The following is a 26,335-nucleotide window of genomic DNA, read 5'->3' on the forward strand; positions in this document are numbered from 1 at the left end:
AAATGTTCGAGACGCTGAAGCCGTCCCCCCCCGACAAGATCATCGAACTCCTGGAGATGTTCCGCGCCGACCCGCGCACGGAAAAGCTCGACCTCGGCGTCGGCGTCTACAAGGACGCGAACGGCAAGACCCCGGTGATGCGCGCGGTGAAGGCGGCGGAAAAGCGTCTCCTCGACACGCAGGACAGCAAGTCATACGTGGGCATCCTCGGCGATCTGGAGTTCGTGAAGCTGCTGGGTGAGCTTGCGCTCGGCTCGTCGGTGCCCGCCGACCGGATCGCCGGCGCCCAGACGCCGGGCGGCACCGGCGCGATCCGCCAGATCCTGGAACTCATCAAGCGCTCGAACCCGGCCGCAACGGTCTGGTACTCCGACCCGACCTGGCCGAACCATCCGGCGATGCTCGCCCATCTCGGCATCCCGTCGCGGACCTATCGCTACTTCGACGCAGCGACTGGCGGCGTCGACTTCGCGGCGATGATGGCCGATCTCGTGGCGATGAAGCCGGGGGATGTACTGCTGCTGCACGGCTGCTGCCACAACCCGACGGGCGCGAACCTGACGCTAGAGCAGTGGGCCGAGGTCACCGACTTCGTGGTGAAGGCCGGCGTGGTGCCGTTCATCGACCTCGCCTATCAGGGCTTCGGTGACGGGCTCGAAGCCGATGCCGCAGGCGTGCGGCACATGGCGGCGGCGGTGCCCGAGATGCTCCTCGCGGTCAGCTGCTCGAAGAACTTCGGGCTCTACCGTGACCGGGTCGGCGCGGCCATCGCGATTTCGGAGACCGCCGAGAAGTCCGCGATCACGAAGGCGAACCTCGCCTCGCTCAGCCGGCTGAACTTCTCCTTCCCGCCCGATCACGGCGCGAAGGTGGTGGCGCTCATCCTGAGCGACCCCGCGCTCAAGGCCGACTGGCAGGCGGAGCTCGAGTCCATGCGCGCAGGCATGCTGGAGCTGCGCAAGGGCCTCGCCAACGAGTTGCGCCGGGCGACGAACTCCGACCGCTTCGACTTCGTCGGCACCCATCGCGGGATGTTCTCGCGGCTCGGGCTCAGCCCGGAACAGGTGGTGAAGCTGCGCGAGGACTTCGGCATCTATGCCGTGGGCGACAGCCGCATCAACATCGCCGGCCTGCCGGCGCAGGGCCTCGGCAAGCTCGCCGCCGCCATTGCCTCGGTGGAAAGCTGATGCACCCCGAGGTCGCACGGCTCCGCGCCCGCTTTTCCTCGGTGGTGGAGAGCGAAGACGAGATCCGCGCGGTCTCGGGCAACGTCACCCCGCGCGCGGCGGTGAAGGAGGTGGCGGTCGTCGACGAGATGAGCCGCCGCTTCATTGCCGCCTCGCCGTTCATCTTCATCGGCTCCGTCGGCAAGGGCGGCGCGATGGACGTGTCGCCGAAGGGCGATCCGGCGGGCTTCGTTCGTGTGCTCGACGAAAAGACGCTGGCGATCCCGGACCGGCTCGGGAACAAGCGGTTCGACACCTTCCAGAACCTGCTGGTCAATCCGGCGATCGGGCTCATCTTCATCGTCCCCGGCATCGACTGGACGTTGCGGGTGACCGGTCAGGGCGTGATCGTGCGCGATGAGGCGTTGCGTCAGGATCTCGCCGAACGCGGGCGCCCGCCCGAGCATGTGCTGGTCGTCGCCGTCGAGAGCGTCATGTCGCACTGCCCGAAATGCATGATCCGCTCGGGCCTGTGGCGGCCGGAGGACTGGCCCGACATCTCCGACGTGCCGAGCCTCGCGGAGACGATCAAGGTGCACGGCAAGATTGCCGACCCGGTCGAGGATGTGGCGGCGGGACTCGCGGCGAGCGTGCGGGACCGGCTGTACTGAGCTCTTCGGGACGGCAGCCGATCCGGAGATCAGCCGCGCGCGCGGGCCTCGACGACACCATGTACGCGCCCTGCGGCGAGCCGGGAGCGATCGCAATCAACCCTTAGGGAACCAGTCATGGCGCTCGATCCGAAGACCGTTGAAATCCTTGAGGGCGTCTCGACGGCAACGCTCACCACGGTGTTGCTGAAGAAGGGCCTGCGCAACGTCTGGATGCGCGGCACGCGGCCGATCCGCGAGGGTCAGGGCCGCCTCGTCGGTCCGGCCTTCACCCTGCGCTTCGTGCCGGCCCGCGAGGATCTGGCGACGCCGGCGAGCTGGGCCTCGCCGATCTCGACGCGCGCCGCCATCGAGGCGATGCCCGAGGGGGTGATCGTCGTCGCCGACGCCATGGGCGTGACCGACGCCGGCATCTTCGGCGACATCCTCTGCGCCCGAATGGTGAAGCGCGACGTGGCGGGCCTCGTGACCGACGGGGTGATGCGCGACGCGGCCGGCGTGCTCGGCACCGGCCTGCCGGTCTGGTGCGACGGCGTTGCCGCCCCGCCGTCGGTCGCGGGACTGACCTTTGTCGGCTGGCAGGAGCCGGTGGCCTGCGGCGGCGTCGCGGTCTTCCCCGATGACGTGGTGGTCGCGGACGACGACGGAGCCGTGCTGATCCCGGCGGCGCTCCTCGACGCGGTGCTGGCCGAGGCGCCGGAGCAGGAGGCGATGGAAGCCTGGATCATGACCGAGGTGGAGCGCGGCGTGCCGCTGCCCGGGCTCTACCCGATGAACGACGAGACCAAGGCGCGTTACGCCGCATCGAAGGCCGGGAAATGAGCTTCGGGACCGGGACGACCGGGGTCTATCCGATCGCGGCAACGCCGTTTCACCCGGACGGCCGGCTCGATCTCGACGGCGTCGACCGGCTGACGGACTTCTATCAGGACGCCGGCGCCACCGGCATGACGATCCTCGGGATCATGGGCGAGGCGCAGAAGCTCGAGCCCGAGGAGTCGCGCGCCATCGCCCGGCGCGTCGTCGCGCGCTCGCGCGTGCCGGTCGTGGTCGGCGTCTCGGCTCCGGGCTTCGCGGCGATGCGAAGCCTCGCGCGGGACGCCATGGACGCCGGCGCGGCCGGGGTGATGGTGGCCCCTGCCCCGCACCTTCGGAGCGACGAGCAGATCGCGGCCTACTTCGCGCAAGCCGTGGAGGCGATCGGGCCGGACGTGCCGTGGGCGTTGCAGGACTATCCGCTGACGCTCTCGGTCATCCTCTCGGTGCCGGTGATCGCCCGGATCATGGCGGAGCATCCGTCCTGTGTCATGCTGAAGGCCGAGGACTGGCCGGGGCTTGAGAAGCTCACGGCGCTGCGCAAGTTGCAGGCTGACGGCACGCTCCGCCCGTTCTCGATCCTGACCGCGAACGGCGGGATTTTCCTCGACTTCGAGCCCGAGCGCGGCTCGGACGGTGCGATGACCGGCTACGCCTTCCCCGACATGCTGGTGGAACTCATCGACCTGCACGCCAGGGGTGAGCGCGACGCGGCACACGATCTCTTCGACGCCCACCTGCCGCTCATCCGCTACGAGCAGCAGCCGGGGGTTGGTCTCTCGGTGCGGAAGTACGTGCTGATGCGGCGCGGCGTCATCGGGTCGGACGTGCAGCGCAAGCCCGGGCCTGCGCTCTCGGCGACCGGGCGGGCGGAAGTCGACTATCTGCTGGAACGCCTCGCCCGGAAGGATGCGCGCGCGGCACTCTGAGCGGCGCCGGGGCTACCGCCCGAGGCTGCCGACGTCCTCGGGCCGGGCGGATTTCTTCTTCTTGAACGGCGCCATCGCCTCGCGGGCGAGTTCGTCGGCGCGCTCGTTCTCCACGTGACCGGCGTGGCCCTTGATCCACTCCCACGCGACGGTGTGCGGCGCGGCGGCGGCGTCGAGGCGTTTCCAGAGGTCTTCGTTCTTCACCGGCTTCCCCGCGGCGGTCTTCCAGCCGTTGCGGCGCCAGCCGTGGATCCACTTGGTCACGCCGTCGCGGACGTAGACGCTGTCGGTGACGACGGAGAGCCGCGTCGGACGGGTCAGGGTTTCCAGCGCCGAGATCGCCGCCATCAGCTCCATGCGGTTGTTGGTGGTCTGCGGCTCGCCGCCCGAGAGCTCGCGAACGCGGACGACCTCGTCGCCCTCGCGCGCCTGCAGCACCACGCCCCAGCCGCCCGGGCCGGGATTGCCGGAGCAGGCACCATCGGTGAAGGCGAAGATCGCCGGCCCGTCGTCACTCATGAATGCTCACGCCACCTTCGAGCGGAAGATCCGCGGCACCTTGAATTCGACGTTCTCCTGCGCGGTCTCCACCAGACGCTCGGTCACGTCGTAGCGCGCGCGGAAGGCGGCGATCACCTCTTCCACCAGCACCTCCGGCGCCGAGGCCCCGGCGGTGATGCCGATCGAACGGGCGCCCGCGATCGCGCGCCAGTCGATGTCGCTCGCCCGTTGCACGAGCTGCGAGTAGGCGCAGCCCGACCGGCGGCCGACCTCGACCAGCCGCTGGGAGTTCGAGGAGTTCGGGGCGCCGATGACGAGCAGCGCCTCGATCTTCGGCGCCATCGCCTTCACCGCTTCCTGCCGGTTGGTGGTGGCGTAGCAGATGTCTTCCTTGTGCGGCCCGATGATCGCCGGGAAGCGCACGCGCAGCGCGGCGACGATCTCGGCGGTGTCGTCGATCGAGAGCGTCGTCTGGGTGATGTAGGCGAGCCGGCCCGGATCGATCGGCGCGATGCCCGCGACGTCCGCAACCGTCTCGACGAGAATCACCGCGCCGTCCGGGAGCTGGCCCATGGTGCCGATCACTTCCGGGTGGCCGGCGTGGCCGATCATCACCATCTGCAGGCCGCTCTGATGGTGACGCTCGGCCTCGAGGTGGACCTTCGAGACCAGCGGGCATGTCGCATCGACGTAGAGCATCCGCCGGGCCTCGGCCTCGGCCGGCACCGCCTTCGGCACGCCGTGGGCGGAAAACACCACAGGGCGGTCGGGCGGGCAGTCGGACAGCTCCTCGACGAAGACCGCGCCCTTGGCCTTCAGCCCCTCGACCACATAGCGGTTGTGAACGATCTCATGCCGCACGTAGACTGGCGCACCCCACTTCTCGAGGGCCATCTCGACGATCTTGATGGCGCGATCAACGCCGGCGCAAAAGCCGCGGGGGGCGGCAAGATAGAGAGTGAGCGGCTCGGCCATGAGCGGATCCCGGGGAGACAATGGAGCGGGCCGGCACAAGACCGCCATTCAGCGGCGCGGTCAAGCCGCGGCGCATGGGCTTTGGCGCAACTGCCGCTCGCGAAGCCGCGAGGCTCGCCGAGTTGTGACTGTTGGTTTGCACGATTTCGCGGCACATCCGAAAGGGAATCTGTGCCGAAAGACCAAGATGCATCCGATTGTCCTTGCCACAGCAGCCGCCGGCCTTGCCATCGCGGCACCCGTCGTCGCCCTGGCGGAGGACGCGGTTCCGACCCCTGCCACGGCAGAGGAAGCCGGCCCGGCCGCAGCCGCAGCCGTGATCCCGGAGGTAAGCCGCAGCGTTGCTTCGATCGCCACGGGGATTGCCGCCGCCGCCGCTCCGGGCATGCGCCTCCTCTCCGGCTGGCGCGCGCCCGACGGCTCGCGGGTGGCCGCGATCGAAATCGCGCTGGCGCCCGGCTGGCACACCTACTGGCGCATCCCCGGCGAGGCAGGGATCCCGCCACGCTTTGACTGGTCGGAGTCGCGAAACCTTGCGGCGGTTTCCTACGAGTGGCCACGGCCGATCATGTTCGAGACCGAGGGAATGCAGACCTTCGGCTACGAGCAGAAGCTGGTGCTGCCTGTCCGGCTGAGGCCAGCCGATCCGTCAGCGCCCATGGAGATCACGCTTGAGGCAGACTTCGGCGTCTGCTCGGACATCTGCATCGCCGCCGAGGCCTCGGCGGAACTGGCGCTTGCCCCCGACGCGGCGGAGGACGGGCGTCACGAGATCGAGACGGCACTTGCCCAGCGCGCCCAGAGCGCCGCAGAGGCGGGCGTGGTGCGCGCCACCTGTACGCTCACACCGGGCGCCGACGGTGACGAGATCATCGCGACCGTCACCTTCGCACAGCCGACGAACCCGGGCGAGATCGCCCTGATCGAACCAGGCCGGCCGGATATCTGGATCGGCACGCCGCAGAGCAGCGTCGAGGGACTGACGCTCACGGCAAGCGCGCCAATGGAGGCGCTGGGATCGGACGCAACATCGGTGATCGCGCGGGATGACATGCGGCTGACCGTCCTCGGGCCTGACCGGGTCGTGGATATCCGCGGGTGCGAGGCGCCGGGCTGAGCCGGCGCGGGAGCCCTCAGTCCTCGGGCTCGATGGTGAAGAGCAGCGGGAAGCCCTCACGCTGGGCCATGTCGGTCGCCTCGGTCGCCTTCGTCTCGGCGATCTCGCGGGTGTAGACCGCGACGACACACATGCCTTGCACGTGCGCCGCGAGCATCACGCCGTTGGCCTGATCGGTCGTCATGCGGAAGACGGCGCGCAGGATGGCGACAACGAAATCCCGCGGCGTGTAGTCGTCATTGAGCAGCAGGACCTTGTAGACTTTCGGCCGCTCGATCTGGGGCCTGGTTTCGACGCGCGAACGTGTGTCGGTCTCGGACATGGCAATGCGATTCATGCTTGGCGGTGGGAGCCGCGCTCCTACCACCGGAAACCGCGAAAGTCCACCGTTGTCGCCACAAGGGAGCGAATCAGGGAAAGCAATCGGTTCCGCCGGAGGCTCAGGCCTTGAGCATCCGGGACAGGTGATCGCCGAGGCGCAGGGCGAGCTGGACGATGGTGTAGGTCGGGTTGGCATAGCCTGCGCTGGCAAACACGCTCGACCCGCCGATGTAGAGGTTCGAGACCGAATGCACCCGGCAGTCGCCGTTCACGACGCCGAGGGCGGGATCGGCGTTCATGCGTGTGGTGCAGAGGTGGTGATGCAGGGCGACCTCGCCGTTGCCCGATCCGAGCTGCGGCGGCTCGATGTCCGCCGCGGTCACCCAGTCGTTGAGCTGAACCCGGCCGGTGCCGGTTTCCGCGAAACCTCCGGCGATGCCGAGACAGGCCTCGCGGATCGTATGGGCGTCCTGATCGTTCAGGCGCCAGTCGAGGGCGATGCGGCGATGGCCGAACATGTCGCGCTGCTGCGAGAGGGTGACGCGGCTGTCAGGATCCACGGTCTGCTCGATGATGAGGCTGAGCGCTCCGACGCTCGTGTCCTGTTCGCGAAGCCGGAAGTAGGTGTCGAGCCCGCCGGCATCGCAGTTCAGGCCGCGGTCGAGAACGGCCCGGGCGAGCCGCGCGCCGAAATCCGTCGTGCAGATCACGCTCCGCACGAGTTCCTTCGTCAGATTCCGGGCGCGGGTCTGGAGGAAGAGGTGAAAGTTCGCCGACTGCTGACGCGCGAGGAACTCCGGGGTCGGATCGTATTCCCGGGGTGTCGGTACCTCGTCTTCGAAGAGCACCTTGCCCACCGTGTAGGCGGGATGTTCGCAGAAGCCGCGCCCGACCAGATCGGTCTCGTTGCCGATCCCCTGCGGCAACTGGCGCGTGGCGTTGAGGAGAAAGCGCGGGTTCTCGAGCCCGCCCATGCAGAGGCAGTACACCCGGGCGTTGACGAGGATGCCGGGATCGCCGGGGGCGTAGGATTTGAAGCGGGCGCCGGTGACCGTGCCGAGGCTGTCGTCGAGGTCGAGGTCGACGAGGTTTGCGTTGAGGACAAGGGTGATCCGATCGGACGCGCCGATCTCTTCCCGGAAGGTCTCGCCGAAGCGGGTGGGCGGGCTGTGGCGGAAGCGGATCACCCGGAAGTCGTCCCCGGCGAACTGATCCGTCTTGTCCGCGTAGGCGCCCGGAATCGACACGATGCCGTCGGCTTCGGCCGCGTAGGGATCGAGGTCGGCGCGCGTGATCGGCCAGCCGCTGCCGGGAAGATCACGCCTCGCCTCGAAATCCCACGGCTCCAGCGCGCGGCAGAGGCCCAGCCAGTGATTCGAGGAGCCGCCAAAGAAGCGCAGTCGGGTGCTGTCGAGGGGATGGTAGTCGCGGCCGACGATGTCGCCGGCGTAGAGGTCCTGCGACCTCTGCTCGTAGTCGAGGCCACCGCCCTCCATCAGGGCGACCGACAAGCCGGAGGCGGCGAGCTTGCGGGCGAGGGTTATCCCGGCCGGACCGCTGCCAACGATGCAGGCGTCAAATTGACCACGGGCAATCGACTCGGCTTGGGACGAGAAATCGACGATCATCGGACTGACTCGAGGAGACGAGGACTTCCCCCCGCCAGCGCGCGGAATCGAGGCCCCGTGATTGCAATGTGCCAATGTCGCAAGGGAGCCGCGTTCACTCAAGGGTGAACTGGCGCCGAAGTCGTTCGGCGCGCAGGAAATTCAGAACGGCGCCGGACTCTCGAAGCTGACCGGCGCACCGCCGATGGGATGGCGGAAGGCCAGCAGACGGGCGTGCAGTTGCAGCCGCGGAGCCGAGGCGGGGTCGCCGTAGAGCGTATCGCCGAGGATCGGGTGGCCGAGCGCCAGCATGTGCACCCGGAGCTGGTGGGAGCGCCCGGTCAGCGGCGTCAGCTCGACCCGGGTCGCATCCGCCTCGCGCGCGACGACGCGCCAGTCGGTGACGCTCGGCCGGCCGTCGTCCGCCACCATCTGCCGTGGGCGGTTCGGCCAGTCGCAGCGGAGCGGCAGGTCGACGCGCCCTTCCTCGCCGGTCACGTGACCGGCGACGCGGGCGACATAGCTCTTTTCGACCTGGCGGCGCTCGAACTGCCAGCCGAGATGCCGCTGGGCGAGCCGGGTCCGCGCCATGACCACCACGCCCGACGTGTCGCGGTCTAGGCGGTGGACGAGAAGCGCGCCGGGATACCGCGCCTCCGCCCGCGCCATCAGACAGTCCTGCGTTCCCGGCGGCTTCGCCGGGACGGTGTGCAGGCCCGACGGCTTCTCCCACACCAGAAGGTGGGTGTCGGCATGGAGCAGGCGGGGTGCATCAGGATCGGTCGTATCGAGCATCCGCCTCGTCTATACGATCAGATCGAACTTGAACACGTCCGTAACGCCACCGAGCGTGACGGCGAAATCGGCGAAGCCGTCGCCGTCCACATTCGGTCACTCCCTTCTGTTCCAGCAAGGTCGGCGGCCATGCTTCTTCCCCCTGAAGCGCTTCTTGTGCTTCAGGACACTGTGGCGGTCGCATCTCACACCTCGGGTCAGCCCCTGAGGTCGGTGATCGTCTGGAGGAGCCCGGCGGTCGAGCCGTCCTTTCCGCCGAAGCCCCGGCCCGATTCCACGAGCGGCAGGAGGGCGGTGGCGAGTTCCTTGCCGAGTTCCACGCCCCACTGGTCGTAGGAGTTGATGCCCCAGATCACGCCTTCGACGAAGACCCGATGCTCGTAAAGCGCGATGATCCGCCCGAGGGTGCGCGGGGTGAGCTCGGTGTAGACGAGGGTCGTCGACGGGCGGTTGCCGGGGAAGACCTTGTGGGGGGCGAGCGCCGGATCCTTCACGGTCTTCCCGGCCTCCGCGAGGGTCCGGCCACGCATCAGCGCCTCGGACTGGGCGAGACAGTTCGCGATCAGGAGCTGGTGGTGATGCTCGAGCGCCGGCTCGTGGCCGACGGCGGCGATCAGGAACTCGCAGGGCACGATGTTGGTGCCCTGATGCAGGAGCTGGTAGAACGCGTGCTGGCCGTTGGTGCCGGCCTCACCCCAGACGACCGGGCCGGTCGCGGTCGTCACCGGCGAGCCGTCGAGGGTGACGCTCTTGCCGTTCGACTCCATGTCGAGCTGCTGGAGGTAGGCCGGCAGGCGGGACAGGCGCTGGTCGTAGGGCAGGATCGCGCGGGTCTGGTAGCCCATGACGTTGCGATGCCAGATCCCGACGAGCCCGAGGAGTACCGGCATGTTGCGGGCGAGCGGCGCGCTCTGGAAGTGCTGGTCCATGTCCTGCGCGCCGTCGAGGAATTCGCCGAAGTCGTCCGGGCCGATGGCGATCATCACCGGCAGGCCGATGGCGCCCCAGACCGAATAGCGCCCGCCGACCCAGTCCCAGAAGCCGAAGACCCGGGACGGGTCGATGCCGAAGGCCGCGGTCTTGTCGAGGGCGGTGGAGACGGCGGCGAAGTGCTTGCCGGCGTCGGGGCCGAGGGCGGCTTCCATCCATGCCTTGGCGGTGCGGGCGTTGGTCATCGTCTCGATGGTGGTAAAGGTCTTGGAGGCGACGATGACGAGGGTGCGGGCCGGATCGAGGCCGAGGAGCTTGTCGTGGATGTCCGCGCCATCGACGTTCGAGACATAGTGGAGCCGCGGGCCGTCGTGGTAGGGTGCGAGCGCCAGCGTCGCCATGGCCGGGCCGAGGTCGCTGCCGCCGATGCCGATGTTCACCACGTCGGTGAAGGGCTTGCCGTCGATGGCGGCAATCTTGCCGGAACGGATGCCGGTGGCGAAGACCGCCATGCGGTCGAGCACCTCCCTCACCTCCGGCATCACGTCGGTGCCGTCGACGAGGATCGCCTTGCCGCTGCGGTTGCGCAGCGCGGTGTGCAGGACGGCGCGGCCCTCGGTGATGTTGATCTTGCCGCCGGTGAACATCACGTCGCGGCGCTCGGGCACGCCCTGTTCCTCGGCGAGCTCGACGAGAAGCGCGACCGCGCCCGCGTCGAGCGTGGTCTTCGAGAAGTCGAGCGTCATGTCATCGAGGGTGACCGAGAACTCGGCGAAGCGGTCGGGGTTCTCGGCGAAGCGGTCGAGGATGGGCGTCGCCTCGGCGGCCTTGCCGGCCTCGGCGAGCTTGGTCCAGGTCCAGACGGTCATGGGTGCGGTCTCCGGGTCATCGGTTTGCTGGGCGCTGCGGCAGGTCTTTCCCAAGCCTGGCCAGCGCGAGGTTGCAACATCATCCCCGGAATCATCCCCGAAGCTCGCGCGCCTCGCGTGCCAGCCGCTCCACCTCGTCCCAACGCTCGTCGGCGAGCAGGCCCGGATCGCAGACCCAGGAGCCGCCGACGCAGAGCACGTTCGGCAGCGCGAGATAGGTGGACGCCGTCCTCGGGGTGATGCCGCCGGTCGGGCAGTAGTGCATCTGCGGGATGGGGCCCGCGTAGGCCTTGAGCGAGGGCGCGCCGCCGTTCGCTTCGGCGGGGAAGAACTTCGCCACGCTGTACCCGCGCTCGAGCAGGCGCATGGCCTCCGAGACGGTCGCGGTGCCGGCGAGGAGCGGCAGTTCCTCGTCCTCACAGGCCTTCAGCAGCGAGTCGGTGAGCCCGGGCGAGACGCCGAAGTTCGCGCCGGCAGCCTTCGCCGCCTTCACGTCGGCCGGGGTCAGCAGGGTGCCGGCGCCGACGATGCCGCCTTCGACCTCGGCCATGGCGCGGATCGCGTCGAGCGCGGCCGGGGTGCGGAGCGTCACCTCGAGCACCGGCAGGCCGCCGGCGACGAGGGCCTTCGCGAGCGGCCGGGCGTGGCCTGCGTCCTTGACGACAATGACCGGGATCACCGGTGCCAGGCCGCAGATCTCACGGGCGTAGGCCGATGCGTCTTCGGGGGTCATGCGGGGCTCCTTCCGGGGTCAGGCAAAAAGCGGCGTGGCCCCGGTCTCGGCCGGGCCCACGTGATTGCGGAAGATGTCGAAGAGCTCGCGGCCGGTGCCAAAGCCGTTTTCCACGAGGTCGGGACGCACGTTCGGCCGGTCGAGGGCGCCGGGGGTGAGCACGTCGAGAGTGCCCGCGACCGCATCGACGCGCACCCAGTCGCCGTCATGCAGGCGGGCGAGCGGGCCGCCGTCGAGGGCCTCGGGCGAGACGTGGATCGCGGAGGGCACCTTGCCGGAGGCGCCCGACATCCGCCCGTCGGTGACGAGGGCGACCTTCAGCCCCCGGTCCTGGAGGACCGCGAGAACCGGCGTCAGGCTGTGGAGTTCCGGCATGCCGTTCGCCTTCGGCCCCTGGAAACGCACGACGACGACGGTGTCGGAGGTGAACTCGCCCGCCTTGAACGCGGCCTTCACGTCCTCCTGATCGGCGAAGACGCGCACGGGCGCCTCGATGACGTGCCGCTCGGGCGCGACGGCGGAGATCTTCATGACGCCGGTGCCGAGATTGCCCGCCAGACGCTTTACCCCGCCGGTCGGCTGGAACGGGTCCGAGGCGGGACGGAGGATCCTGTCGTTCAGCGTCTCGCCGGCGCCATCGTCCCAGACCAGCGCGCCGTCGAGGAGCTTCGGCTCGCGGGTATAGCGGGCGAGCCCGTCGCCTGCGACGGTGCGCACGTCCGGGTGCAGCAGCCCTGCCCCGAGCAACTCGCCGATCATGAAGCCGAGGCCGCCCGCCGCATGGAAGTGGTTCACGTCCGCGAGCCCGTTCGGGTAGACCCGCGCCATGAGCGGCGTCGCGTCGGAGAGATCGGCGAAGTCCTCCCAGTCGAGGATGATGCCCGCCGCGCGCGCCATGGCGATCAGGTGGATAAGCAGGTTGGTCGAGCCGCCGGTGGCGTTGAGGCCGACGATGCCGTTCACGAACGCCCGCTCGTCGAGGACGTCGCAAACCGGCGTGTACTCGTTGCCAAGCGCCGAGATCGCCAGGGCACGCCTTGCCCCCTCGATGGTCAACGCTTCGCGCAGCGGCGTGTTCGGGTTCACGAACGACGATCCCGGCAGGTGGAGCCCCATGAACTCCATCAGCATCTGGTTGGTGTTCGCCGTCCCGTAGAAGGTACAGGTGCCCGGCCCGTGATAGGAAGCCATCTCGGCCGCCATGAGCTTGTCGCGGCCGACCTCGCCGGTGGCGAACTGCTGGCGGACCTTGGCCTTCTCGTCGTTCGGGATGCCGGATGTCATCGGGCCGGCGGGAAGGAACACCGTCGGCAGGTGGCCGAAGGTCGCCGCGGCGATGACAAGGCCGGGGACGATCTTGTCGCAGACCCCGAGAAAGACCGCCGCGTCGAAGACGTTGTGCGAGAGCGCGATCCCGGCGGCCATGGCGATCACGTCGCGGGAGAAGAGCGAGAGCTCCATCCCCGCCTGGCCTTGGGTCACCCCGTCGCACATGGCCGGCACCCCGCCCGCAACCTGCGCGGTGCCGCCCATCTCATGGGCGGCGCGCCGGATCAGCGCGGGGTAGGTCTCATAGGGCTGATGCGCCGAGAGCATGTCATTGAACGCGGTGACGATCCCGAGGTTGCCCGCCGTGCCGGCCGCGAGACGCGCCTTGTCGTCGCCCGGCATGGCCGCGTAGGCATGCGCCTGGTTGCCGCAGGTGAGATGCGCCCGCGCGGTGCCCGCCTCACGGGCACGCGCCATGCGGTCGAGGTAGGGACGGCGGAGCGGCTTCGATCGCGCCACGATCCGTTCCGTGACGTGGGCGACGGTGGCATTGAGCGTCATGGCTCCCTTCCCCCTATTCGGCGTAGTGGACGGTCACCGGCGCGGGCGCCGTCAGCACCGCGCGGATCGGTGCCTCGGCCTCGGGTCCGCCCGCGCGGGCCTTTTCGAACGCCGCCAGTTTGTCGGGACCGGTGATGAGCACGTGGATCACGTCCGCCGCGCGCAGGACGGGGGCGGTGAGGGTGAGACGCGCCTCGGGCTGGCTTGGCGGCGTGATCTCAAGCACGGCCGGCGCGCCGGGCGCGAGCGCGGCGCCGAGCTCGGGCGCGCCGGGAAAGAGTGAGGCCGTGTGCATGTCGTCGCCCATGCCGAGAACCAGCACGTCGATCGGCAGCACCGCCTCCACCCGCTTCTCGAGCGAGCCGATGAGCGGCTCGTGCAGCGAGACGAGGTCCGCCTTCGCGGCCCGGTTCTGGATCAGGGTATCGGCGATCAGCCGATGATTGGAGCGCTCGCTGAACTCCGAGACGCGCCGCTCGTCCGTGGGCAGGACGCGGATGCCCTGCCACGGCAGGTCGGCCTCGGAGAGCGCCGAAAGGAACGGCCCCGGCGTCGTGCCACCGGGGACGGCGAGGGTTGCGGTCTCCTTGGTGGCATGCGCCGCGCGGAGCTGGTCGGCGACGAGTTCGGCGAGCGAGCGCATCAGCGTCTCGCGGTCGGGATAGCTCTGGAAGGCAACCTCGATCATGCCGCGATCTCCCGCCACAGGTGGCCGTCCGAGCCGGTGAGCTTGTAGACGTCGATCGGGCCGGCGCTGCCGGGGTCATAGGGCATCGGCCGCGACCCCGATTCCTCCCAGGCAGTCAGGATCGGATCGGCCCATTCCCACGCTGCCTCGACCTCATCGCCGCGCATGAAGAGCGTCTGGTTGCCACGGATCACGTCCATGATCAGCCGCTCGTAGGCTTCGGGGAGGTCGCCGTCCGGCCCGAGGGTGCCGGCGAAGGTCATGTCGAGCGGCACCTCGACGAGACGCATGCCGCCGGGACCGGGATCCTTGATCGCGACCCTGAGGGTAATGCCCTCGTTCGGTTGCAGCCGGATGATCAGCGCGTTGCCGCGCAGGGTGTCTACCTGCGGAAAGATGGTGTGCGGCGGGTGCTTGAAGACCACGCAGATCTCGGAGACCCGGGCCGTGAGCTTCTTGCCGGTCCGCAGGTAGAACGGCGTCCCGGACCAGCGCCAGTTCGCGATGTGGACGCGCAGGCCGACAAAGCTCTCGGTGCGGCTCGCCGGATTGCCCACGTGGTCGAGGTAACTGCCATCACCGCCGCCGGCGCGGTACTGGCCGCGCACGGTGTCGGAAACCTTCAGCGGGTCCAGCGCGCGGATCACCTTCAGCTTCTCGTCGCGCACCGCGTCGGGATCAAACTTCGACGGCGGCTCCATGGCGGTGAGGCACAGGAGCTGCATCATGTGGTTCTGCACCATGTCCCGCATGGCACCCGACTTGTCATAGTACGCTCCCCGCCCGGCAACCCCGATCGACTCCGCCACGGTGATCTGAACCTGCTCGACGTAGTGCGAGTTCCAGAGCGGTTCGAAGAGGGCGTTGGCGAAACGGATCGCCATGAGGTTCTGCACCGTCTCCTTCCCGAGGTAGTGGTCGATCCGGTAGATCTGGCTCTCGTGGAAGTGCTTGCGCAGCTCCGCGTTCAGGGTCTTCGCCGAGGCGAGGTCGTGGCCGAGCGGCTTCTCCACCACGATGCGGCTCTCCGGCGTCGCAATGCCGGTCTGCGCGAGGCGCGCGGCAATGGGCGCAAAGAGCGCGGGCGCGACCGAGAGATAGAACGCGCGGATGTTGTCGGGCTTCTCGTCGAGCTTCTTGGCGAGCGCGCCCCAGCCGGCGTCGCCCGTGGCGTCGATCGCCACGTAGTCGATCGCGTTCAGGAACTCCTCGATCGCCTCGGGCTTCTGATGCTTCGCCTCGACGAACTCTCCCAGCGCCTCGCGCACGGTCTTGCGGAATTCCGCCCTGGTCATCTTCGAGCGCGCCGCACCGATCAGCCGGCTGCCGGCGGGCATCTGGCCGACCAGCATCCGGCGGTAGAGGCTTGGCAGGATCTTGCGATGCGAGAGATCGCCCGTGGCACCGAAGATGACGAGATCGAACGGGTGGACGGGGATGACGGTCGAGACCATGCGCGCAGTCCTTCAGTCGGGGAGGTCCGGGTCGAGATCGGCGGCCCGCGGCAGGTCGGCGCCACGGCGCGAGCAGGTGATGGCCGCCGCGCGGGCGGCGTAGTCGAGGGTCCGGGCGAGACTGTCGGCGTCAAGCGCATCGAGCGCCGCGACCGGGCCATCGGCGTGGTCGAGAAGCTGGGCGATCAGCGCCGCCTGAAACGTGTCGCCCGCGCCGACCGTATCGACGACCTCCACCTTCGGCGGCGCCGCCGAGGCGTGGAGACCCTTCGCCGTCCAGCCATGCGCCGCTTCGCCGCCGTCGGTGACGACCGCGAGGCGGACGCCCCGGCGCAGCACGTCCTCGGCGAAGCTGTCGGCCGAGCGCCCGGGCCAGAGCAGTTCGAGATCCTCCGAGCTGATCTTCACCAGATCGGCCATCGGGAAGAGCGTGTCGAGGCGCGCGCGCCAGACGCTCATGTCGGGCTCGACGTTCGGCCGCACGTTCGGGTCGATCGAGATGAAGCCGTGCCGGTGCTTCCTTGACAGCGTGGCGTAGGCGTCGGCCACCGGTGCGGCGGCGAGCGAGTAGGAGCCGAAGTGCAGGCCGGTCACCTCCTCGCCGAGCTCGGGCAGGTCCTCCGGCCGCACGCCGGTGTCGGCGGAGCCTGCGTCATAGAACTGGTAGGCGGCGACCCCATGGGTATCGAGGCCCACGAGGCTGATGGTGGTCGGCCGGTCGGTCGGGAGCGCGTAGCGGCGGGAGACGCCCTCGTCGTCCAGCACCTGCGCCAGACGCTGGCCGAGGAGGTCGGTGGAGATGCCGGTCAGCAGACCCGACGGTTTGCCGAGGCGCGACAGCCCGATCGCCACGTTGAAGGGCGATCCGCCCGCGCGCGCGGCGTAGGTCGAGGCCGCCGGCCCCGCTTCGCTTTCCAGAAAGAAATCGAACAGCGCTTCGCCGCAGACCAGGAACATCGACCGTCTCTCCCTTCGTCGGGACGGGCCCTTTCGCAGGGGCTCCCGCCAGAGTTCACCCGACCGTCGCTCGGGGTGCAAGGCCTCCGGGGCGCGGCACATCCGGTTCGGCTCGGCTCACGCTGCCTGATTAATCAACCTCATTGAGTAATTCAACGGATAACCACGTCATTGGCCTCCGGCAGGGAGAAATCCCCGCCACCATAGCACCCCATCATGCCCTTGGCACTTGCGGGGGTCAGTCGCCCTGCCCGCCGGACTTCCTCGCCAGCCAGACCGTGGCGCCGCCACACTCCGGGTCGGTCTCCACGTGCCGGATGACGTCGAAGCCGTTTGCCCGCAGCAGGTCGTGATACTCGGCGCTGTCGAGGCTCCCGTGGTAGAGCGGGCGTCCCTCGAAGCTGCCGATCGCCTCGCCATACGCGGTGCCGCTGGTGAAGATCAGGACACCCCCGGGCAGGCAGTGACGCCCGAAGCGGGCGAACATCGGCCGCTGATCCTCAGGCGTGAGATGAAAGAAGCTGTGCCACGCGACGACCGCATGAAATGCACCCAGCTCGGGGAGGTCACGCATGTCGGCACTGATCCAGACATGGCCCGGGAAGCTCGCGCGCGCCCGTTCGATCATCGCCGGTGCCCCGTCGATTCCGGTGACGTGGCACCCCTTCGCGATCAGATACGCCGCCATCGGCGCCCCCGTGCCGCAGCCGATGTCGAGCACCTCGCGCCCGCCCGGCGGCATGGCCGCGAGCAGCGCATCGAGCCACGGCCGCTCGAAGAGCGCCGTGCTGCGCAGCGTGACGAACGCGGCGACGTGGTGCTGATAGATGTCGAGGACGGTGCCAGCGGGATCCGCATCGGCGGGATCGGAGTCGGTCGAGGACATCGTCACCCCCCAAGTCACCCGCAATGCGGTTCGTCATTCCCCGCTCGGGACGGATTCTGACGAGGATTGGTAGGCCCGGCAGGATTCGAACCTGCAACCAAAGCGTTATGAGCGCTCTGCTCTGACCGTTGAGCTACAGGCCCGCCATCGCCCCCCTGCTAGCGCCGGGGTGCCGGCGGCGTCAAGCGTGGGTATCGCGTGTCGCGACCTGACGCAGGGCCTCGGCACGGCATACCGGCCTGACACTCCGGCGGGGCTGTTCCCTTGAGCGGGGACTTGCGCTAGAGGAGCCACGATCGGAAACCCCGGACGGAGAGAGCGGCGTGAGCGACCACCGCGGCAATGGCCTGACCTATGGCGCGGCGGGCGTCGATATCGATGCTGGCAATGCGCTCGTCGACCGGATCAAACCGGCGGCGGCCTCGACGATCCGCCCCGGCGTCATGGCGGGGCTGGGCGGCTTCGGCGCGCTCTTCGACCTGAAGGCGGCCGGCTATGACGATCCGGTGCTGGTGTCCGCGACCGACGGGGTCGGAACCAAGCTCCGGCTCGCAATCGACACCGGCGCGCTCGACACGGTGGGGGTCGATCTCGTCGCCATGTGTGTCAACGATCTGGTCTGTCAGGGCGCGGAGCCCTTGTTCTTTCTCGACTACTTCGCCACCGGCCGGCTCGATGTCGACGCCGCGGCCACGGTGATCGGCGGGATCGCCGAAGGCTGCCGGATGGCGGGTGCCGCACTGATCGGCGGCGAGACCGCGGAAATGCCGGGGATGTACGATCCCGAGGACTTCGACCTCGCGGGCTTCGCGGTCGGCGCCATGGAGCGCACGGGAGCCCTGCCCCGCGACGTGGCCGAGGGCGACGTGCTGCTCGGGGTGGCGTCATCGGGGGTGCACTCGAACGGCTTCAGCCTGGTGCGCCGGGTGGCCGAGGCGGCAAGGCTCGGCTGGGACGATCCCGCGCCGTTCGACACGGGCCGCACGGGAGCAAGCCTCGGCGCCCGGCTGCTCGCGCCGACGCGGATTTACGTGCGCCCGGCGCTCGAGGCGGTTCGCGGCGGCGGGGTGCATGCGCTCGCCCATATCACCGGCGGCGGGCTCACCGAGAACCTGCCGCGCGTGCTTCCGAAGGGGCTGGGCGCGGAGATCGACCTCGACGCCTGGGAGCTCCCGCCGGTGTTCCGCTGGCTGCGCGACGCGGGCGGCATCGCCGAGGCGGAAATGCTGAAGACCTTCAACTGCGGCATCGGGCTCGTGGCCGTCGTGGCGCCGGGGGCCGCCGACGCGGCCACAGCGGCACTCGCGGCCGAGGGCGACGTGGTGCACCGGATCGGCGTCGTCACCCGGGGCGCGGGCGTGCGGTACTCGGGCACGCTGTGAGCCGCCGGAAGGTCGCGATCCTGATTTCCGGCGGGGGCTCGAACATGCTCGCGCTGGCGCGGGACATGGCGGACCCCGGCCATCCGGCCGAGGTGTGCCTCGTGCTCTCGAACCGTCCCGATGCCGGTGGCCTCGCGCGCGCCGCGGAGATGGGTATCCCGACGGCCGTGGTCGATCACCGGAGCTACCCCGATCGCGCGAGCTTCGAGGCCGCGATGATGGCACCGCTCCGCGAGAGTGGTGCGGAGCTGCTCTGTCTCGCGGGGTTCATGCGGGTGTTGACGCCCGGGTTCATCGAAGCCTGGGCCGGGCGGATGCTGAACATCCATCCCTCGATCCTGCCGCTGTTCCCCGGCCTGCACACCCACGCGCGCTGCCTCGCGGCCGGAATGGCGGTGCATGGCTGCACGGTGCACGAGGTGACGCCCGACCTCGATTCAGGCCCGATCCTCGGGCAGGCGGTTGTGCCGGTGGAGGCGGGCGACACGCCCGACGCGCTCGCGGCGCGGGTGCTGCCCATGGAGCACCGGCTCTATCCGCCGGTGCTGAGGCGGTTCGTGGCGGGGGAGCGGGCGCCGCTGGCGCTGCTCGCCTGATCCCCCGGTCCGTCGTTGCCGGGCCAGCGGCCCGGCCCTGGTCTTGTCAGCCGACGATCTCGAGGCCCGAGAAGAAGTAGGCGATCTCGGTCGCGGCGGTGTCCGGGCCGTCCGAACCGTGCACGGAGTTCTCGCCGATCGACAGCGCGAATTCCTTGCGGATGGTTCCCGGCGCGGCGTCGGCGGGGTTGGTCGCGCCCATGACCTCACGGTTCTTCGCGATTGCGTCCTCGCCCTCGAGCACCTGCGCGACGATCGGCGCGGAACTCATGAACTCGGTCAGCTCGGCGAAGAACGGCCGCTCCTTGTGGACGGCGTAGAACGCCTCGGCCTGCGCCTTGCTGAGGTGGATGCGCTTCTGCGCGACGATACGCAGACCGGCCTCCTCAAGCTTGGCGTTGATCGCGCCGGTCAGGTTGCGCCGGGTCGCGTCCGGCTTGATGATCGAAAAGGTACGCTGCAGTGCCATCGGTCAGGCATCCCTCATTTTTCCGCGGGTCGGTTACCATGGGCGCCCGCTGCGGGGAAAGAGCGATTTCACCGCGTGCTGGCGCGCGCGGGCGGCGCGGCGCGGAACAGCCGACCCCGCTCCGTCACCAGCACCACGAGAAGGCACCCCGCGCCGAGGGCCGCGAACCCGATGGTCAGTGGCACGATCGTCCCGTCGTAGCTCTGGCCGATCCAGAGACCGAGGGCCGCGCCGAGGGCCGTGGTGACGGCACCGACGAAGGACGAGGCGGTGCCGGCGATGCGCCCCATCGGCTCCATGGCGAGGGCGTTGAAGTTCGGCATCATCAGGCCAAAGCAGAACAGGCTGGTCGAGAGCAGCGTGAGGAAGAGCCAGAGCGGCACGCCGGTCGTGAGCGCGATGGCCACATGGATCACCCCCGACACCAGGAATCCGATAACCGCGACGTGCGACACCCGGCGCATGCCGAGGCGTCCGACGAGACGGCTGTTCACGAACGACGCGACCGCGAGCGCGATGGCGCAGGCACCGAAGACGATCGGAAAGAGCGCACCGAGATCATAGACCTCCACGAAGACCTGCTGCGCCGAGTTGATGTAACCCATGAGCGAGCCGAAGACGATCCCGGTCGCCAGCGTGTAGCCAAGCGTCTGCGGGTTGGCGATCGCCTGGCCAAAGGCGCCGACGACCCAGCGGACCGACATGGGCTCCCGGCTCGCCGCCGGACGCGTCTCCGGCAGGCGCAGCGCCATCCAGACGAGGTTGACCGCACCAAGGGCGGTCAGGAACACGAAGATGAGGTGCCAGCTTCCGAACAGCATCAGGCCGCCGCCGATCGACGGAGCGACGACCGGCGCGATGATGAAGATCATCATCACGAATGACATGACCTCGGCCATGCGCCGCCCGCCATAGATGTCGCGGACCACGGCAACCGCGATGATCCGCGGCGCGGCATTGGAGAGACCCTGCACCACGCGGGCAAGGAGCAGGAGTTCGAAGCTGCCGGCGATGAAGCAGCCGATCGAGGCAAGGGTGTATGCCACAAGTCCGCCGAGAAGCACCGCGCGCCGCCCGATGCCATCACTCAGCGGACCATGAAAGAACTGGCCAATCGCGAAGCCCGCGACATAGGCAGTGATGACAAGCTGCTGGGCGTTGGCGTCGATGAGGCCGAACTCGGCCCGGATCTCGGGAAGTGCCGGCAGCATGATGTCGACGGAAAGCGCCGTCATCGCCATGAGCGCGGCCATCATGGCGATGAATTCCGCGAAACGAGGCATTGGCCGCGCAGGTGCGACGGGACGGGTTTCGGACATGGGGAGGCGTGCCTGAGTGTGTAAAATATGCTGTCCGAGTATAGGCCCCTGCCGGACGGCGACCAGACCAAGGGCGGCGATTTCCAAGGGGGCCTTGCCAAATCTTTCGCAAGTACGAAAGATTATTGCCAAGCGGGTGGGCGATTGTTTACTAACGGGACGTTCCCGGAGCATATGAGCACATGGTAGCCAGCAAGCTCGATCCCATCGACCGACACATCCTCGCCGAGCTGCAGGGCGACGGACGGATGACCAACGTCGAACTGTCGCGCCGGGTCGGGATCTCGGCACCGCCCTGCCTGCGGCGCGTGCGCACACTGGAGGAGAGCGGACTGATCGAGGGCTACCACGCCAAGATCAATGCCCGCGAACTCGGGTTCGAGGTGCAGGTCTTTGCCATGGTGGGGCTGTCGAGTCAGGCCGAGCGCGACCTGTCGGCATTCGAGGCAAAGTGCCGGGCATGGCCGCTTGTGCGCGAGTGCCACATGCTGAATGGCGAGATCGATTTCATCCTGAAATGCGTGGCGCCGGACCTCTCGACCTTTCAGTCGTTCCTGACGGAGGAACTGACCGCGGCGCCCAACGTTGCAAGCGTCAAGACAAGCCTCGTCATCCGCTGCGCCAAGGACGAGCCGGCGGTGCCCTTCGACGTTTACGAGGCGCGGGCGCTGGCGCGAGACTAGACGGCGCGAGACTGGGCTGGCGCGAGACTAGACTGGCGCGAAGCGGCGCTGGAGCGCCTTGAGGCTTTTTCTCTCCATCTGGCGATCGATTGCCGCGTAGAGTTCCCGGGCGGCAATCGGCTTCGCGACATAGTCGTCCATTCCGGCCGCGAGATAGCGCTCACGGTCGCCGGCCATGGCGTTCGCCGTCAGGGCGATCACCGGGACGTCCCGGATCGCCCCGGTCAGCTCGCGTATGGCACGGGTGACCGAGACACCGTCCATGCCGGGAAGCTGCACGTCCATGAGCACCACGTCGAAGTCGCGGCCGCGCAGCAACTTCAGCGCGCCTTCGCCATCGCCAATGACGGTGGCGTCGTGACCGGCGCGGGTCAGAAGCTTTGCCACGAGCAACTGGTTCACGGCGTTGTCCTCGACGACGAGCACCCGGGCATGTGCGACCGAATCGCCCACCGCGGTCTCTGCGGGAGCGACGGACCGGGAGGGCTCGGGCAGCAGCGTCGAAACCTCGCGGCAGGCGATACAGAAGCGGAAGACGCTTCCCTCGCCCGGTATGCTTTCAACGGCGATCTCCCCGTCCATGAGTTCCACGAGGGCGCGGCAGATCGCGAGGCCAAGACCCGAGCCGCCGTGCCGGGCGCCGTCACGGCTCTGTGCGAAGCGCGTGAACAGGCAGTCGAGAAACTCCGGGGCGATACCGACCCCGGTGTCGTGCACCTCGCATGCCAGCCGACCCGGCCCGGCGGCGTCGAAGCGGACGCTGACCCCGCCCCGCTCGGTAAACTTGATCGCATTGCTGATCAGATTGATCAGCACCTGCCGCAACCGCTGGGGATCGCCGACGACTTCCTGCGGCATGCCGGGCCCGATCTCGACATCAAGGCGCAGCCCCTTGCGAGCGGCGCTCTCTCCGAGAAGCTCGGCGACCTTCAGGAGCACTCGCGCCGGCGAGAAAACCGAAGCGTCGAGTGTGACCGCGCCGGCGTCGAGGCGGGAATAGTCGAGGATGTCGTTGATGACGGCCAGAAGCCCATGCGCCGATTCCTCGGCGACCGCGAAATAGTGCGCCTGTTCCGGGTCGAGCTGGTCGCGTCGCACCAGACTGAGCATCCCGAGGACACCATTCATCGGCGTGCGGATCTCGTGGCTCATGGCGGCGAGAAAGGCCGACTTGGCGCGATTCGCCTCGTCGGCGAGGGCGCGTGCCTCCCGGAGTCCCTTGTTCGCGAGCATGAGCGAGGCCGTGCGCTCGTTGACCCGCCGCTCGATCTCCTGGTTGAACTCGGCCGTCTGCAGTTGCACTCCGCCACCCCCGGCAGGCCCCCCGGCGAAATGGTCGTCGCCCCCATCCAACGGACGCGGGCCAGAGACGAGGAGACGGAGCGGCATCGCGGGAAGGAACATGAGCGCGACGAAAATGGCGCTCAGGACAGCTCCGGCCTTGATGACGCCCTCCGCGCCGTAGCCCGGCATCCAGAGGGTCCATATGGACATCAGATGCGTCACGCCAAAGGCCGCCAGTGAGACGGCGAGGATCGAGGGAAGCGCCCGCCGGGCCCCTTCCGAGCGCCGCAGGACGGAGAGAAGGACCGCCGCAGGGATCAGCAACCCAAAGATCGCGAGCGTCGCGCCAGCCACCAGGTGCAGCCAGAAAGGGTCCGGTTGCCCGAGGATGGCTCCGCGTGACTGAAACCCGGTCGTCGAAAGGAAATCCCAGACCCAGCTTGCCACGAAGCCGCCCTCTCACACGCGCCCTGCCGAAACTCCGTCGCGAAAATTAACGCTCGGTTAACGCACCGCGCCCTCACCCGCAAATAGCGAGATCAGCACACAATAAATCAACCATTGCGGGAGTCAAAGCCGAATCGTCGAGATCAGACGGCCGTAGTCCGGCTCACCACCGTGGGTGGCCCGGCGGTAGGAGAAGAATCGTGTCGGATCAGAGTAGGTGCAGGCGCCGAGCCATGCGGCCTCGGCCACGCCGGCATCGCGCAGACGGTGCAGCACGAACCCCGGCAGATCAAAGCGCAGCCGGTCCCCCTGCCCGGGGATGAAGAAGCGCTCGAGGCCCGCCTCCTCGTCGCGGAACCGGTCGAGGAATTCCGGCCCGACTTCATAGGCGGCCTGGCTGATCGTCGGGCCGACGGCGGCCACAATCGCGCCTTCCTGCGCGCCGAGCCTGACCATCGCCGCAATCGTTGCCTCAAGAACGCCGTCGATGGCCCCACGCCAGCCTGCGTGTGCCGCGCCGACAACCCCGGCAGCCTGGTCGGCGAAGAGCACCGGGGCGCAGTCGGCTGTCAGGATCCCGAGCGCCAGGCCCGGGATATTGGTCACGACGCCGTCGGCCTTCGGCCGCTCGGCCCATCCGTCGGGGCCAGCGACAACGACGTTGGCGGAGTGCACCTGATGCAGCGACAGCAGCTGATCCGGGCCGACGTCGAGCGCGGCCGCGACCCGCGCCCGGTTCATCGCCACCGCCTCGCGCTGGTCATTGGAGCCGGGGCCGCAGTTCAGCCCCTCGTAGACGCCCGACGACGCACCCCCCCGGCGCGTGAAGAAGCCGTGGCGCACTCCTGCAAGATTGGGCGATGTGAGGATTTGAAGGGTCATGCGGCGAATCCGGGCGGGGTCGAGTCGGTCTCGGGCACCAGGCAAACAACCCGAAACAGCTGTCCCATTTCTTCCGGGTGGGTCAAGCGACGATGCGCCGCGGCAATTGCCTCGACGTCACCCGGCGAATGACCGCCGGCCAGCGCCCGCGCGCGCTCCGTGATGCCGAGGCTCTCGAGAAACGCCCCCTGCCCCACATCGCCGAATGCGACCGCCGGCCGCGCCGCCGCCGCGATCGCGCGGAAGTTCACGTGCGCCGTCAGGTCGGCATTGCCGGGATCCGCGAGAGGATCCGAGGGGGCGTGACCCCGGAGCGCCTGCAGGGTGTCGCCAACGCCATCCCAGGCGCCATAGTCGATGAGAAGCGCCGCCCCCCCGGCCGCCGCGATCCTCGCGCCGATCCGGGCGGCGATCGCCTCGCCAACGGGCGAGACCTCGACGATCGCTCCATCAAGCGCATGGGGAAAGCGCGCGTCGAGATCCGCATCAGCCCGCCCGGGGCCCCAGACGAACGCGAGTCGGTCGCCCTCAAGGCCGACGTACCGCTCGCGCCACAGCACGTCGGCCCGCTGAAACTGCCGGATCGGCAGGGCGTCGAGGAACTCGTTCGCCACGAGCAGGAGCGGCGCGTCCGGCAGTTCGTCGATGTGGGCCGCCCAGAACGGGCGATGTGCCGCGAGCGTCTCGGCCTGCCGCGCCCGCAGCGCCGGGCTCGTCTCGACGAGCCAGACCGAGGCGGCCTCGGCGAAGCCCGGCACGCGGGTCGCGAGGCGCAGGATGTCGGCCATCAGCGTGCCGCGACCGGGGCCAAGCTCGGCAAGGACGACCGGGTTCGGACGCCCTGCCGCAATCCAGGCGTGGGCGAGCCAGCCGCCGACCATCTCGCCGAACATCTGGCTGATTTCCGGCGCGGTGGTGAAGTCGCCGCCAGCCCCGAGCGGATCGCGGCTGCCGTAATAGGCCGAGAGGCAGGCGCCCATCCAGACGTCGAGTCGGATCGATCCTTCGGCCGCGATCCGAGCCCGCAGTGCGGCCGCGAGGCTCACGCCCGCCGCTCTCCCGCCCGCACCGAGCGCAGGACAAGGAAGAGGCCGACGAGCGCCATGGGGAGCGAAAGCGTCTGGCCCATGGTCAGCCCGAGATCGCCCCCGAGCGAGATGACTTGGCCATGCGGGTTGGTCGCGGTGACGAACTGCTGGTCGGCCTGGCGGAAGCCTTCGAGCGCCACCCGCGCCACCGAGTAGCCGATGAGGAAAAGCCCGAACACCCGCCCGGGCCGCTTCAGCGCACCGCGGCGGATGGCGATGAACAGCAGCACGAAGAGCACGAGCCCTTCCAGCGCCGCCTCGTAGAGCTGCGAGGGATGCCGGGCACAGGGTCCGATCCAGTCCACCGGACAGCTGAGCGCCGCCTCGCCGGGAAAGACCACCGCCCATGGCACCGTCGACGGCCGCCCCCAGAGCTCACCGTTGATGAAGTTCGCGATCCGCCCGAGGCAGATCCCGATCGGTGCCGCGGCGGCCACCGCATCGCCGACCGAGAGCGGCCGGAGCCCGTTCTTCAGGCTGAAGCCGACGACACCCGCGGCCACGCCGAGAAGGCCGCCGTGAAACGACATGCCCCCCTGCCAGACCGCAAGGATCTGGCCCGGGTTCGCTGCGAAATAGGCCGGCTGGTAGAAGAGCACGTAGCCGATGCGGCCGCCGAGGATCACGCCGAGGATCATCCACGTCAGCAGGTCATCCACCTGCTCCGGCCGCATGGGCGCGGTGCCGCCCCAGACCGCCGGCCGGCGCATCAGCCCGACCACATAGCGCCAGCCGAGCACCAGACCGGCAATGTAGGCGAGCGCGTACCAGCGGATCGCCAGCTCGAGGCCAAAGAGATTTACCGAGACGAGCGCCGGGTCGATGTTCGGGAACTGAAGGACAAGCGGCATCGGAACTCCGGTGGCGGCGCGTGGGCGGGCCTTTCCTTTCGCGGGTACCCGCGGGAGTCAAGGCGACAGGGGCGACGCGATCCCGCGCG

Annotated in this window: 26 protein-coding genes and 1 tRNA gene; 8 read left to right on the forward strand and 19 right to left on the reverse strand. The window is 68.9% G+C overall.

Annotated features, from left to right (window positions below; all coding sequences use genetic code 11):
* The first annotated feature begins 2 nt into the window (after window positions 1-2).
* The 4 genes from HNP73_RS12695 to HNP73_RS12710 all read left to right on the forward strand — a co-directional run bounded on the left by HNP73_RS12695 (window position 3) and on the right by HNP73_RS12710 (window position 3,582).
* Window positions 3-1,187, forward strand: a complete 1,185-nt coding sequence (locus HNP73_RS12695; RefSeq protein ID WP_184149773.1) for an amino acid aminotransferase — start codon at window positions 3-5, stop codon at window positions 1,185-1,187.
* Window positions 1,187-1,837, forward strand: coding sequence for an MSMEG_1061 family FMN-dependent PPOX-type flavoprotein (locus tag HNP73_RS12700; RefSeq protein ID WP_184149776.1), 651 nt, complete (start codon window positions 1,187-1,189; stop codon window positions 1,835-1,837). Before HNP73_RS12695 ends, HNP73_RS12700 begins: the two co-directional genes overlap by 1 nt.
* Before the next feature lie 117 nt (window positions 1,838-1,954).
* Window positions 1,955-2,659 carry a ribonuclease activity regulator RraA gene (locus HNP73_RS12705; protein ID WP_184149779.1) on the forward strand — a complete coding sequence of 235 codons (705 nt, stop codon included), beginning with the start codon at window positions 1,955-1,957 and terminating at the stop codon, window positions 2,657-2,659.
* Window positions 2,656-3,582: a dihydrodipicolinate synthase family protein gene (locus HNP73_RS12710; RefSeq protein ID WP_184149782.1), complete on the forward strand. Its 927-nt coding sequence runs from the start codon at window positions 2,656-2,658 to the stop codon at window positions 3,580-3,582. Before HNP73_RS12705 ends, HNP73_RS12710 begins: the two co-directional genes overlap by 4 nt.
* 12 nt (window positions 3,583-3,594) lie before the next feature.
* On the opposite strand, the gene rnhA is transcribed toward HNP73_RS12710, so the two are convergent.
* Entirely contained in the window at window positions 3,595-4,101 is a 507-nt protein-coding gene (gene rnhA, locus HNP73_RS12715; RefSeq protein ID WP_184149784.1) for a ribonuclease HI, read from the reverse strand.
* 6 nt (window positions 4,102-4,107) lie between these two features.
* Complete coding sequence (ispH, locus tag HNP73_RS12720) at window positions 4,108-5,058, reverse strand: 4-hydroxy-3-methylbut-2-enyl diphosphate reductase (RefSeq protein ID WP_184149787.1); 951 nt, start codon at window positions 5,056-5,058, stop codon at window positions 4,108-4,110.
* Window positions 5,059-5,245: 187 nt separating this feature from the next.
* Here ispH and HNP73_RS12725 point away from each other — a divergent pair, with 187 nt between their 5' ends.
* The gene (locus HNP73_RS12725; protein ID WP_184149790.1) at window positions 5,246-6,175 is read left to right on the forward strand and encodes a protein-disulfide reductase DsbD domain-containing protein; all 930 of its coding nucleotides are present in this window, start codon (window positions 5,246-5,248) and stop codon (window positions 6,173-6,175) included.
* Window positions 6,176-6,191: 16 nt separating this feature from the next.
* Here HNP73_RS12725 and clpS read toward each other — a convergent pair whose 3' ends face one another.
* The 11 genes from clpS to HNP73_RS12780 form a co-directional block, all read right to left on the reverse strand.
* Window positions 6,192-6,497, reverse strand: a complete 306-nt coding sequence (gene clpS / locus HNP73_RS12730) for an ATP-dependent Clp protease adapter ClpS (protein ID WP_184149793.1) — start codon at window positions 6,495-6,497, stop codon at window positions 6,192-6,194.
* Between the two features lie 118 nt (window positions 6,498-6,615).
* Window positions 6,616-8,124, reverse strand: coding sequence for a GMC oxidoreductase (locus HNP73_RS12735; RefSeq protein WP_184149796.1), 1,509 nt, complete (start codon window positions 8,122-8,124; stop codon window positions 6,616-6,618).
* Between the two features lie 141 nt (window positions 8,125-8,265).
* Window positions 8,266-8,898: an RluA family pseudouridine synthase gene (locus HNP73_RS12740; RefSeq protein ID WP_184149799.1), complete on the reverse strand. Its 633-nt coding sequence runs from the start codon at window positions 8,896-8,898 to the stop codon at window positions 8,266-8,268.
* Between the two features lie 197 nt (window positions 8,899-9,095).
* On the reverse strand, window positions 9,096-10,697 hold the full coding sequence (gene pgi / locus HNP73_RS12745) for a glucose-6-phosphate isomerase (RefSeq protein ID WP_184149802.1): 1,602 nt from the start codon (window positions 10,695-10,697) through the stop codon (window positions 9,096-9,098).
* Window positions 10,698-10,788: 91 nt separating this feature from the next.
* On the reverse strand, window positions 10,789-11,430 hold the full coding sequence (gene eda / locus HNP73_RS12750) for a bifunctional 4-hydroxy-2-oxoglutarate aldolase/2-dehydro-3-deoxy-phosphogluconate aldolase (RefSeq protein WP_184149805.1): 642 nt from the start codon (window positions 11,428-11,430) through the stop codon (window positions 10,789-10,791).
* An 18-nt stretch (window positions 11,431-11,448) separates the two neighbouring features.
* The gene (gene edd / locus HNP73_RS12755; RefSeq protein WP_184149808.1) at window positions 11,449-13,260 is read right to left on the reverse strand and encodes a phosphogluconate dehydratase; all 1,812 of its coding nucleotides are present in this window, start codon (window positions 13,258-13,260) and stop codon (window positions 11,449-11,451) included.
* Window positions 13,261-13,273: 13 nt separating this feature from the next.
* Window positions 13,274-13,948 (reverse strand): 6-phosphogluconolactonase, encoded by a 675-nt coding sequence (gene pgl, locus HNP73_RS12760; RefSeq protein ID WP_184149811.1) that lies wholly within the window; start codon window positions 13,946-13,948, stop codon window positions 13,274-13,276.
* Window positions 13,945-15,402 (reverse strand): glucose-6-phosphate dehydrogenase, encoded by a 1,458-nt coding sequence (gene zwf, locus HNP73_RS12765; protein ID WP_184149814.1) that lies wholly within the window; start codon window positions 15,400-15,402, stop codon window positions 13,945-13,947. The genes pgl and zwf overlap by 4 nt, the downstream gene beginning before the upstream one ends.
* A 12-nt stretch (window positions 15,403-15,414) precedes the next feature.
* Window positions 15,415-16,359 (reverse strand): carbohydrate kinase family protein, encoded by a 945-nt coding sequence (locus tag HNP73_RS12770; RefSeq protein WP_184149817.1) that lies wholly within the window; start codon window positions 16,357-16,359, stop codon window positions 15,415-15,417.
* A 238-nt stretch (window positions 16,360-16,597) separates the two neighbouring features.
* Window positions 16,598-17,245, reverse strand: coding sequence for a class I SAM-dependent DNA methyltransferase (locus tag HNP73_RS12775; RefSeq protein ID WP_184149820.1), 648 nt, complete (start codon window positions 17,243-17,245; stop codon window positions 16,598-16,600).
* A gap of 67 nt (window positions 17,246-17,312) precedes the next feature.
* Window positions 17,313-17,388: transfer RNA gene (locus tag HNP73_RS12780), tRNA-Ile, on the reverse strand.
* Window positions 17,389-17,568: 180 nt separating this feature from the next.
* Between HNP73_RS12780 and purM the strand changes: the two genes are divergently transcribed.
* Together purM and purN are read left to right on the forward strand one after the other, a co-directional pair.
* Window positions 17,569-18,627, forward strand: coding sequence for a phosphoribosylformylglycinamidine cyclo-ligase (purM, locus tag HNP73_RS12785; RefSeq protein ID WP_184149822.1), 1,059 nt, complete (start codon window positions 17,569-17,571; stop codon window positions 18,625-18,627).
* On the forward strand, window positions 18,624-19,223 hold the full coding sequence (gene purN / locus HNP73_RS12790; protein ID WP_184149842.1) for a phosphoribosylglycinamide formyltransferase: 600 nt from the start codon (window positions 18,624-18,626) through the stop codon (window positions 19,221-19,223). Before purM ends, purN begins: the two co-directional genes overlap by 4 nt.
* 46 nt (window positions 19,224-19,269) lie before the next feature.
* Here purN and ndk read toward each other — a convergent pair whose 3' ends face one another.
* Together ndk and HNP73_RS12800 are read right to left on the reverse strand one after the other, a co-directional pair.
* Window positions 19,270-19,692, reverse strand: coding sequence for a nucleoside-diphosphate kinase (gene ndk, locus HNP73_RS12795; RefSeq protein ID WP_184149845.1), 423 nt, complete (start codon window positions 19,690-19,692; stop codon window positions 19,270-19,272).
* Window positions 19,693-19,760: 68 nt separating this feature from the next.
* On the reverse strand, window positions 19,761-20,948 hold the full coding sequence (locus tag HNP73_RS12800; protein WP_221288492.1) for a multidrug effflux MFS transporter: 1,188 nt from the start codon (window positions 20,946-20,948) through the stop codon (window positions 19,761-19,763).
* Window positions 20,949-21,193: 245 nt separating this feature from the next.
* On the opposite strand from HNP73_RS12800, the gene HNP73_RS12805 reads away from it, so the two are divergent.
* On the forward strand, window positions 21,194-21,694 hold the full coding sequence (locus tag HNP73_RS12805; RefSeq protein ID WP_184149851.1) for an Lrp/AsnC family transcriptional regulator: 501 nt from the start codon (window positions 21,194-21,196) through the stop codon (window positions 21,692-21,694).
* A gap of 27 nt (window positions 21,695-21,721) precedes the next feature.
* Here the strand turns inward: HNP73_RS12805 and HNP73_RS23350 are convergent, their stop codons facing one another.
* The 4 genes from HNP73_RS23350 to lgt all read right to left on the reverse strand — a co-directional run bounded on the left by HNP73_RS23350 (window position 21,722) and on the right by lgt (window position 26,246).
* Window positions 21,722-23,425, reverse strand: coding sequence for an ATP-binding protein (locus HNP73_RS23350; RefSeq protein WP_184149854.1), 1,704 nt, complete (start codon window positions 23,423-23,425; stop codon window positions 21,722-21,724).
* Between the two features lie 123 nt (window positions 23,426-23,548).
* A complete protein-coding gene (gene pgeF / locus HNP73_RS12815) occupies window positions 23,549-24,307 on the reverse strand; it encodes a peptidoglycan editing factor PgeF (protein ID WP_184149857.1) in 759 nt (252 codons plus the stop codon).
* The gene (locus HNP73_RS12820; RefSeq protein ID WP_343063290.1) at window positions 24,304-25,353 is read right to left on the reverse strand and encodes a class I SAM-dependent methyltransferase; all 1,050 of its coding nucleotides are present in this window, start codon (window positions 25,351-25,353) and stop codon (window positions 24,304-24,306) included. Before HNP73_RS12820 ends, pgeF begins: the two co-directional genes overlap by 4 nt.
* Entirely contained in the window at window positions 25,350-26,246 is an 897-nt protein-coding gene (gene lgt, locus HNP73_RS12825) for a prolipoprotein diacylglyceryl transferase (protein WP_184149860.1), read from the reverse strand. Before lgt ends, HNP73_RS12820 begins: the two co-directional genes overlap by 4 nt.
* Window positions 26,247-26,335 lie beyond the last annotated feature (89 nt).

This window comes from Amaricoccus macauensis, from assembly GCF_014201905.1.
Taxonomy (GTDB): Bacteria; Pseudomonadota; Alphaproteobacteria; order Rhodobacterales; family Rhodobacteraceae; genus Amaricoccus; species Amaricoccus macauensis.

Bases quoted from the DNA above. Each gene is read 5' to 3' on its own strand.
- clpS (WP_184149793.1), bottom strand. From the start codon at position 6,497: ATGTCCGAGACCGACACACGTTCGCGCGTCGAAACCAGGCCCCAGATC.
- pgeF (WP_184149857.1), bottom strand. From the start codon at position 24,307: ATGACCCTTCAAATCCTCACATCGCCCAATCTTGCAGGAGTGCGCCAC.
- HNP73_RS12770 (WP_184149817.1), bottom strand. From the start codon at position 16,359: ATGTTCCTGGTCTGCGGCGAAGCGCTGTTCGATTTCTTTCTGGAAAGC.
- HNP73_RS12805 (WP_184149851.1), top strand. From the start codon at position 21,194: ATGGTAGCCAGCAAGCTCGATCCCATCGACCGACACATCCTCGCCGAG.
- edd (WP_184149808.1), bottom strand. From the start codon at position 13,260: ATGACGCTCAATGCCACCGTCGCCCACGTCACGGAACGGATCGTGGCG.
- rnhA (WP_184149784.1), bottom strand. From the start codon at position 4,101: ATGAGTGACGACGGGCCGGCGATCTTCGCCTTCACCGATGGTGCCTGC.
- eda (WP_184149805.1), bottom strand. From the start codon at position 11,430: ATGACCCCCGAAGACGCATCGGCCTACGCCCGTGAGATCTGCGGCCTG.
- HNP73_RS12710 (WP_184149782.1), top strand. From the start codon at position 2,656: ATGAGCTTCGGGACCGGGACGACCGGGGTCTATCCGATCGCGGCAACG.
- HNP73_RS12695 (WP_184149773.1), top strand. From the start codon at position 3: ATGTTCGAGACGCTGAAGCCGTCCCCCCCCGACAAGATCATCGAACTC.
- ndk (WP_184149845.1), bottom strand. From the start codon at position 19,692: ATGGCACTGCAGCGTACCTTTTCGATCATCAAGCCGGACGCGACCCGG.
- HNP73_RS12800 (WP_221288492.1), bottom strand. From the start codon at position 20,948: ATGATGGCCGCGCTCATGGCGATGACGGCGCTTTCCGTCGACATCATG.
- HNP73_RS12740 (WP_184149799.1), bottom strand. From the start codon at position 8,898: ATGCTCGATACGACCGATCCTGATGCACCCCGCCTGCTCCATGCCGAC.
- pgi (WP_184149802.1), bottom strand. From the start codon at position 10,697: ATGACCGTCTGGACCTGGACCAAGCTCGCCGAGGCCGGCAAGGCCGCC.
- pgl (WP_184149811.1), bottom strand. From the start codon at position 13,948: ATGATCGAGGTTGCCTTCCAGAGCTATCCCGACCGCGAGACGCTGATG.
- HNP73_RS12725 (WP_184149790.1), top strand. From the start codon at position 5,246: ATGCATCCGATTGTCCTTGCCACAGCAGCCGCCGGCCTTGCCATCGCG.
- HNP73_RS12705 (WP_184149779.1), top strand. From the start codon at position 1,955: ATGGCGCTCGATCCGAAGACCGTTGAAATCCTTGAGGGCGTCTCGACG.
- lgt (WP_184149860.1), bottom strand. From the start codon at position 26,246: ATGCCGCTTGTCCTTCAGTTCCCGAACATCGACCCGGCGCTCGTCTCG.
- zwf (WP_184149814.1), bottom strand. From the start codon at position 15,402: ATGGTCTCGACCGTCATCCCCGTCCACCCGTTCGATCTCGTCATCTTC.
- ispH (WP_184149787.1), bottom strand. From the start codon at position 5,058: ATGGCCGAGCCGCTCACTCTCTATCTTGCCGCCCCCCGCGGCTTTTGC.
- HNP73_RS12735 (WP_184149796.1), bottom strand. From the start codon at position 8,124: ATGATCGTCGATTTCTCGTCCCAAGCCGAGTCGATTGCCCGTGGTCAA.
- HNP73_RS12700 (WP_184149776.1), top strand. From the start codon at position 1,187: ATGCACCCCGAGGTCGCACGGCTCCGCGCCCGCTTTTCCTCGGTGGTG.
- HNP73_RS12775 (WP_184149820.1), bottom strand. From the start codon at position 17,245: ATGTCCTCGACCGACTCCGATCCCGCCGATGCGGATCCCGCTGGCACC.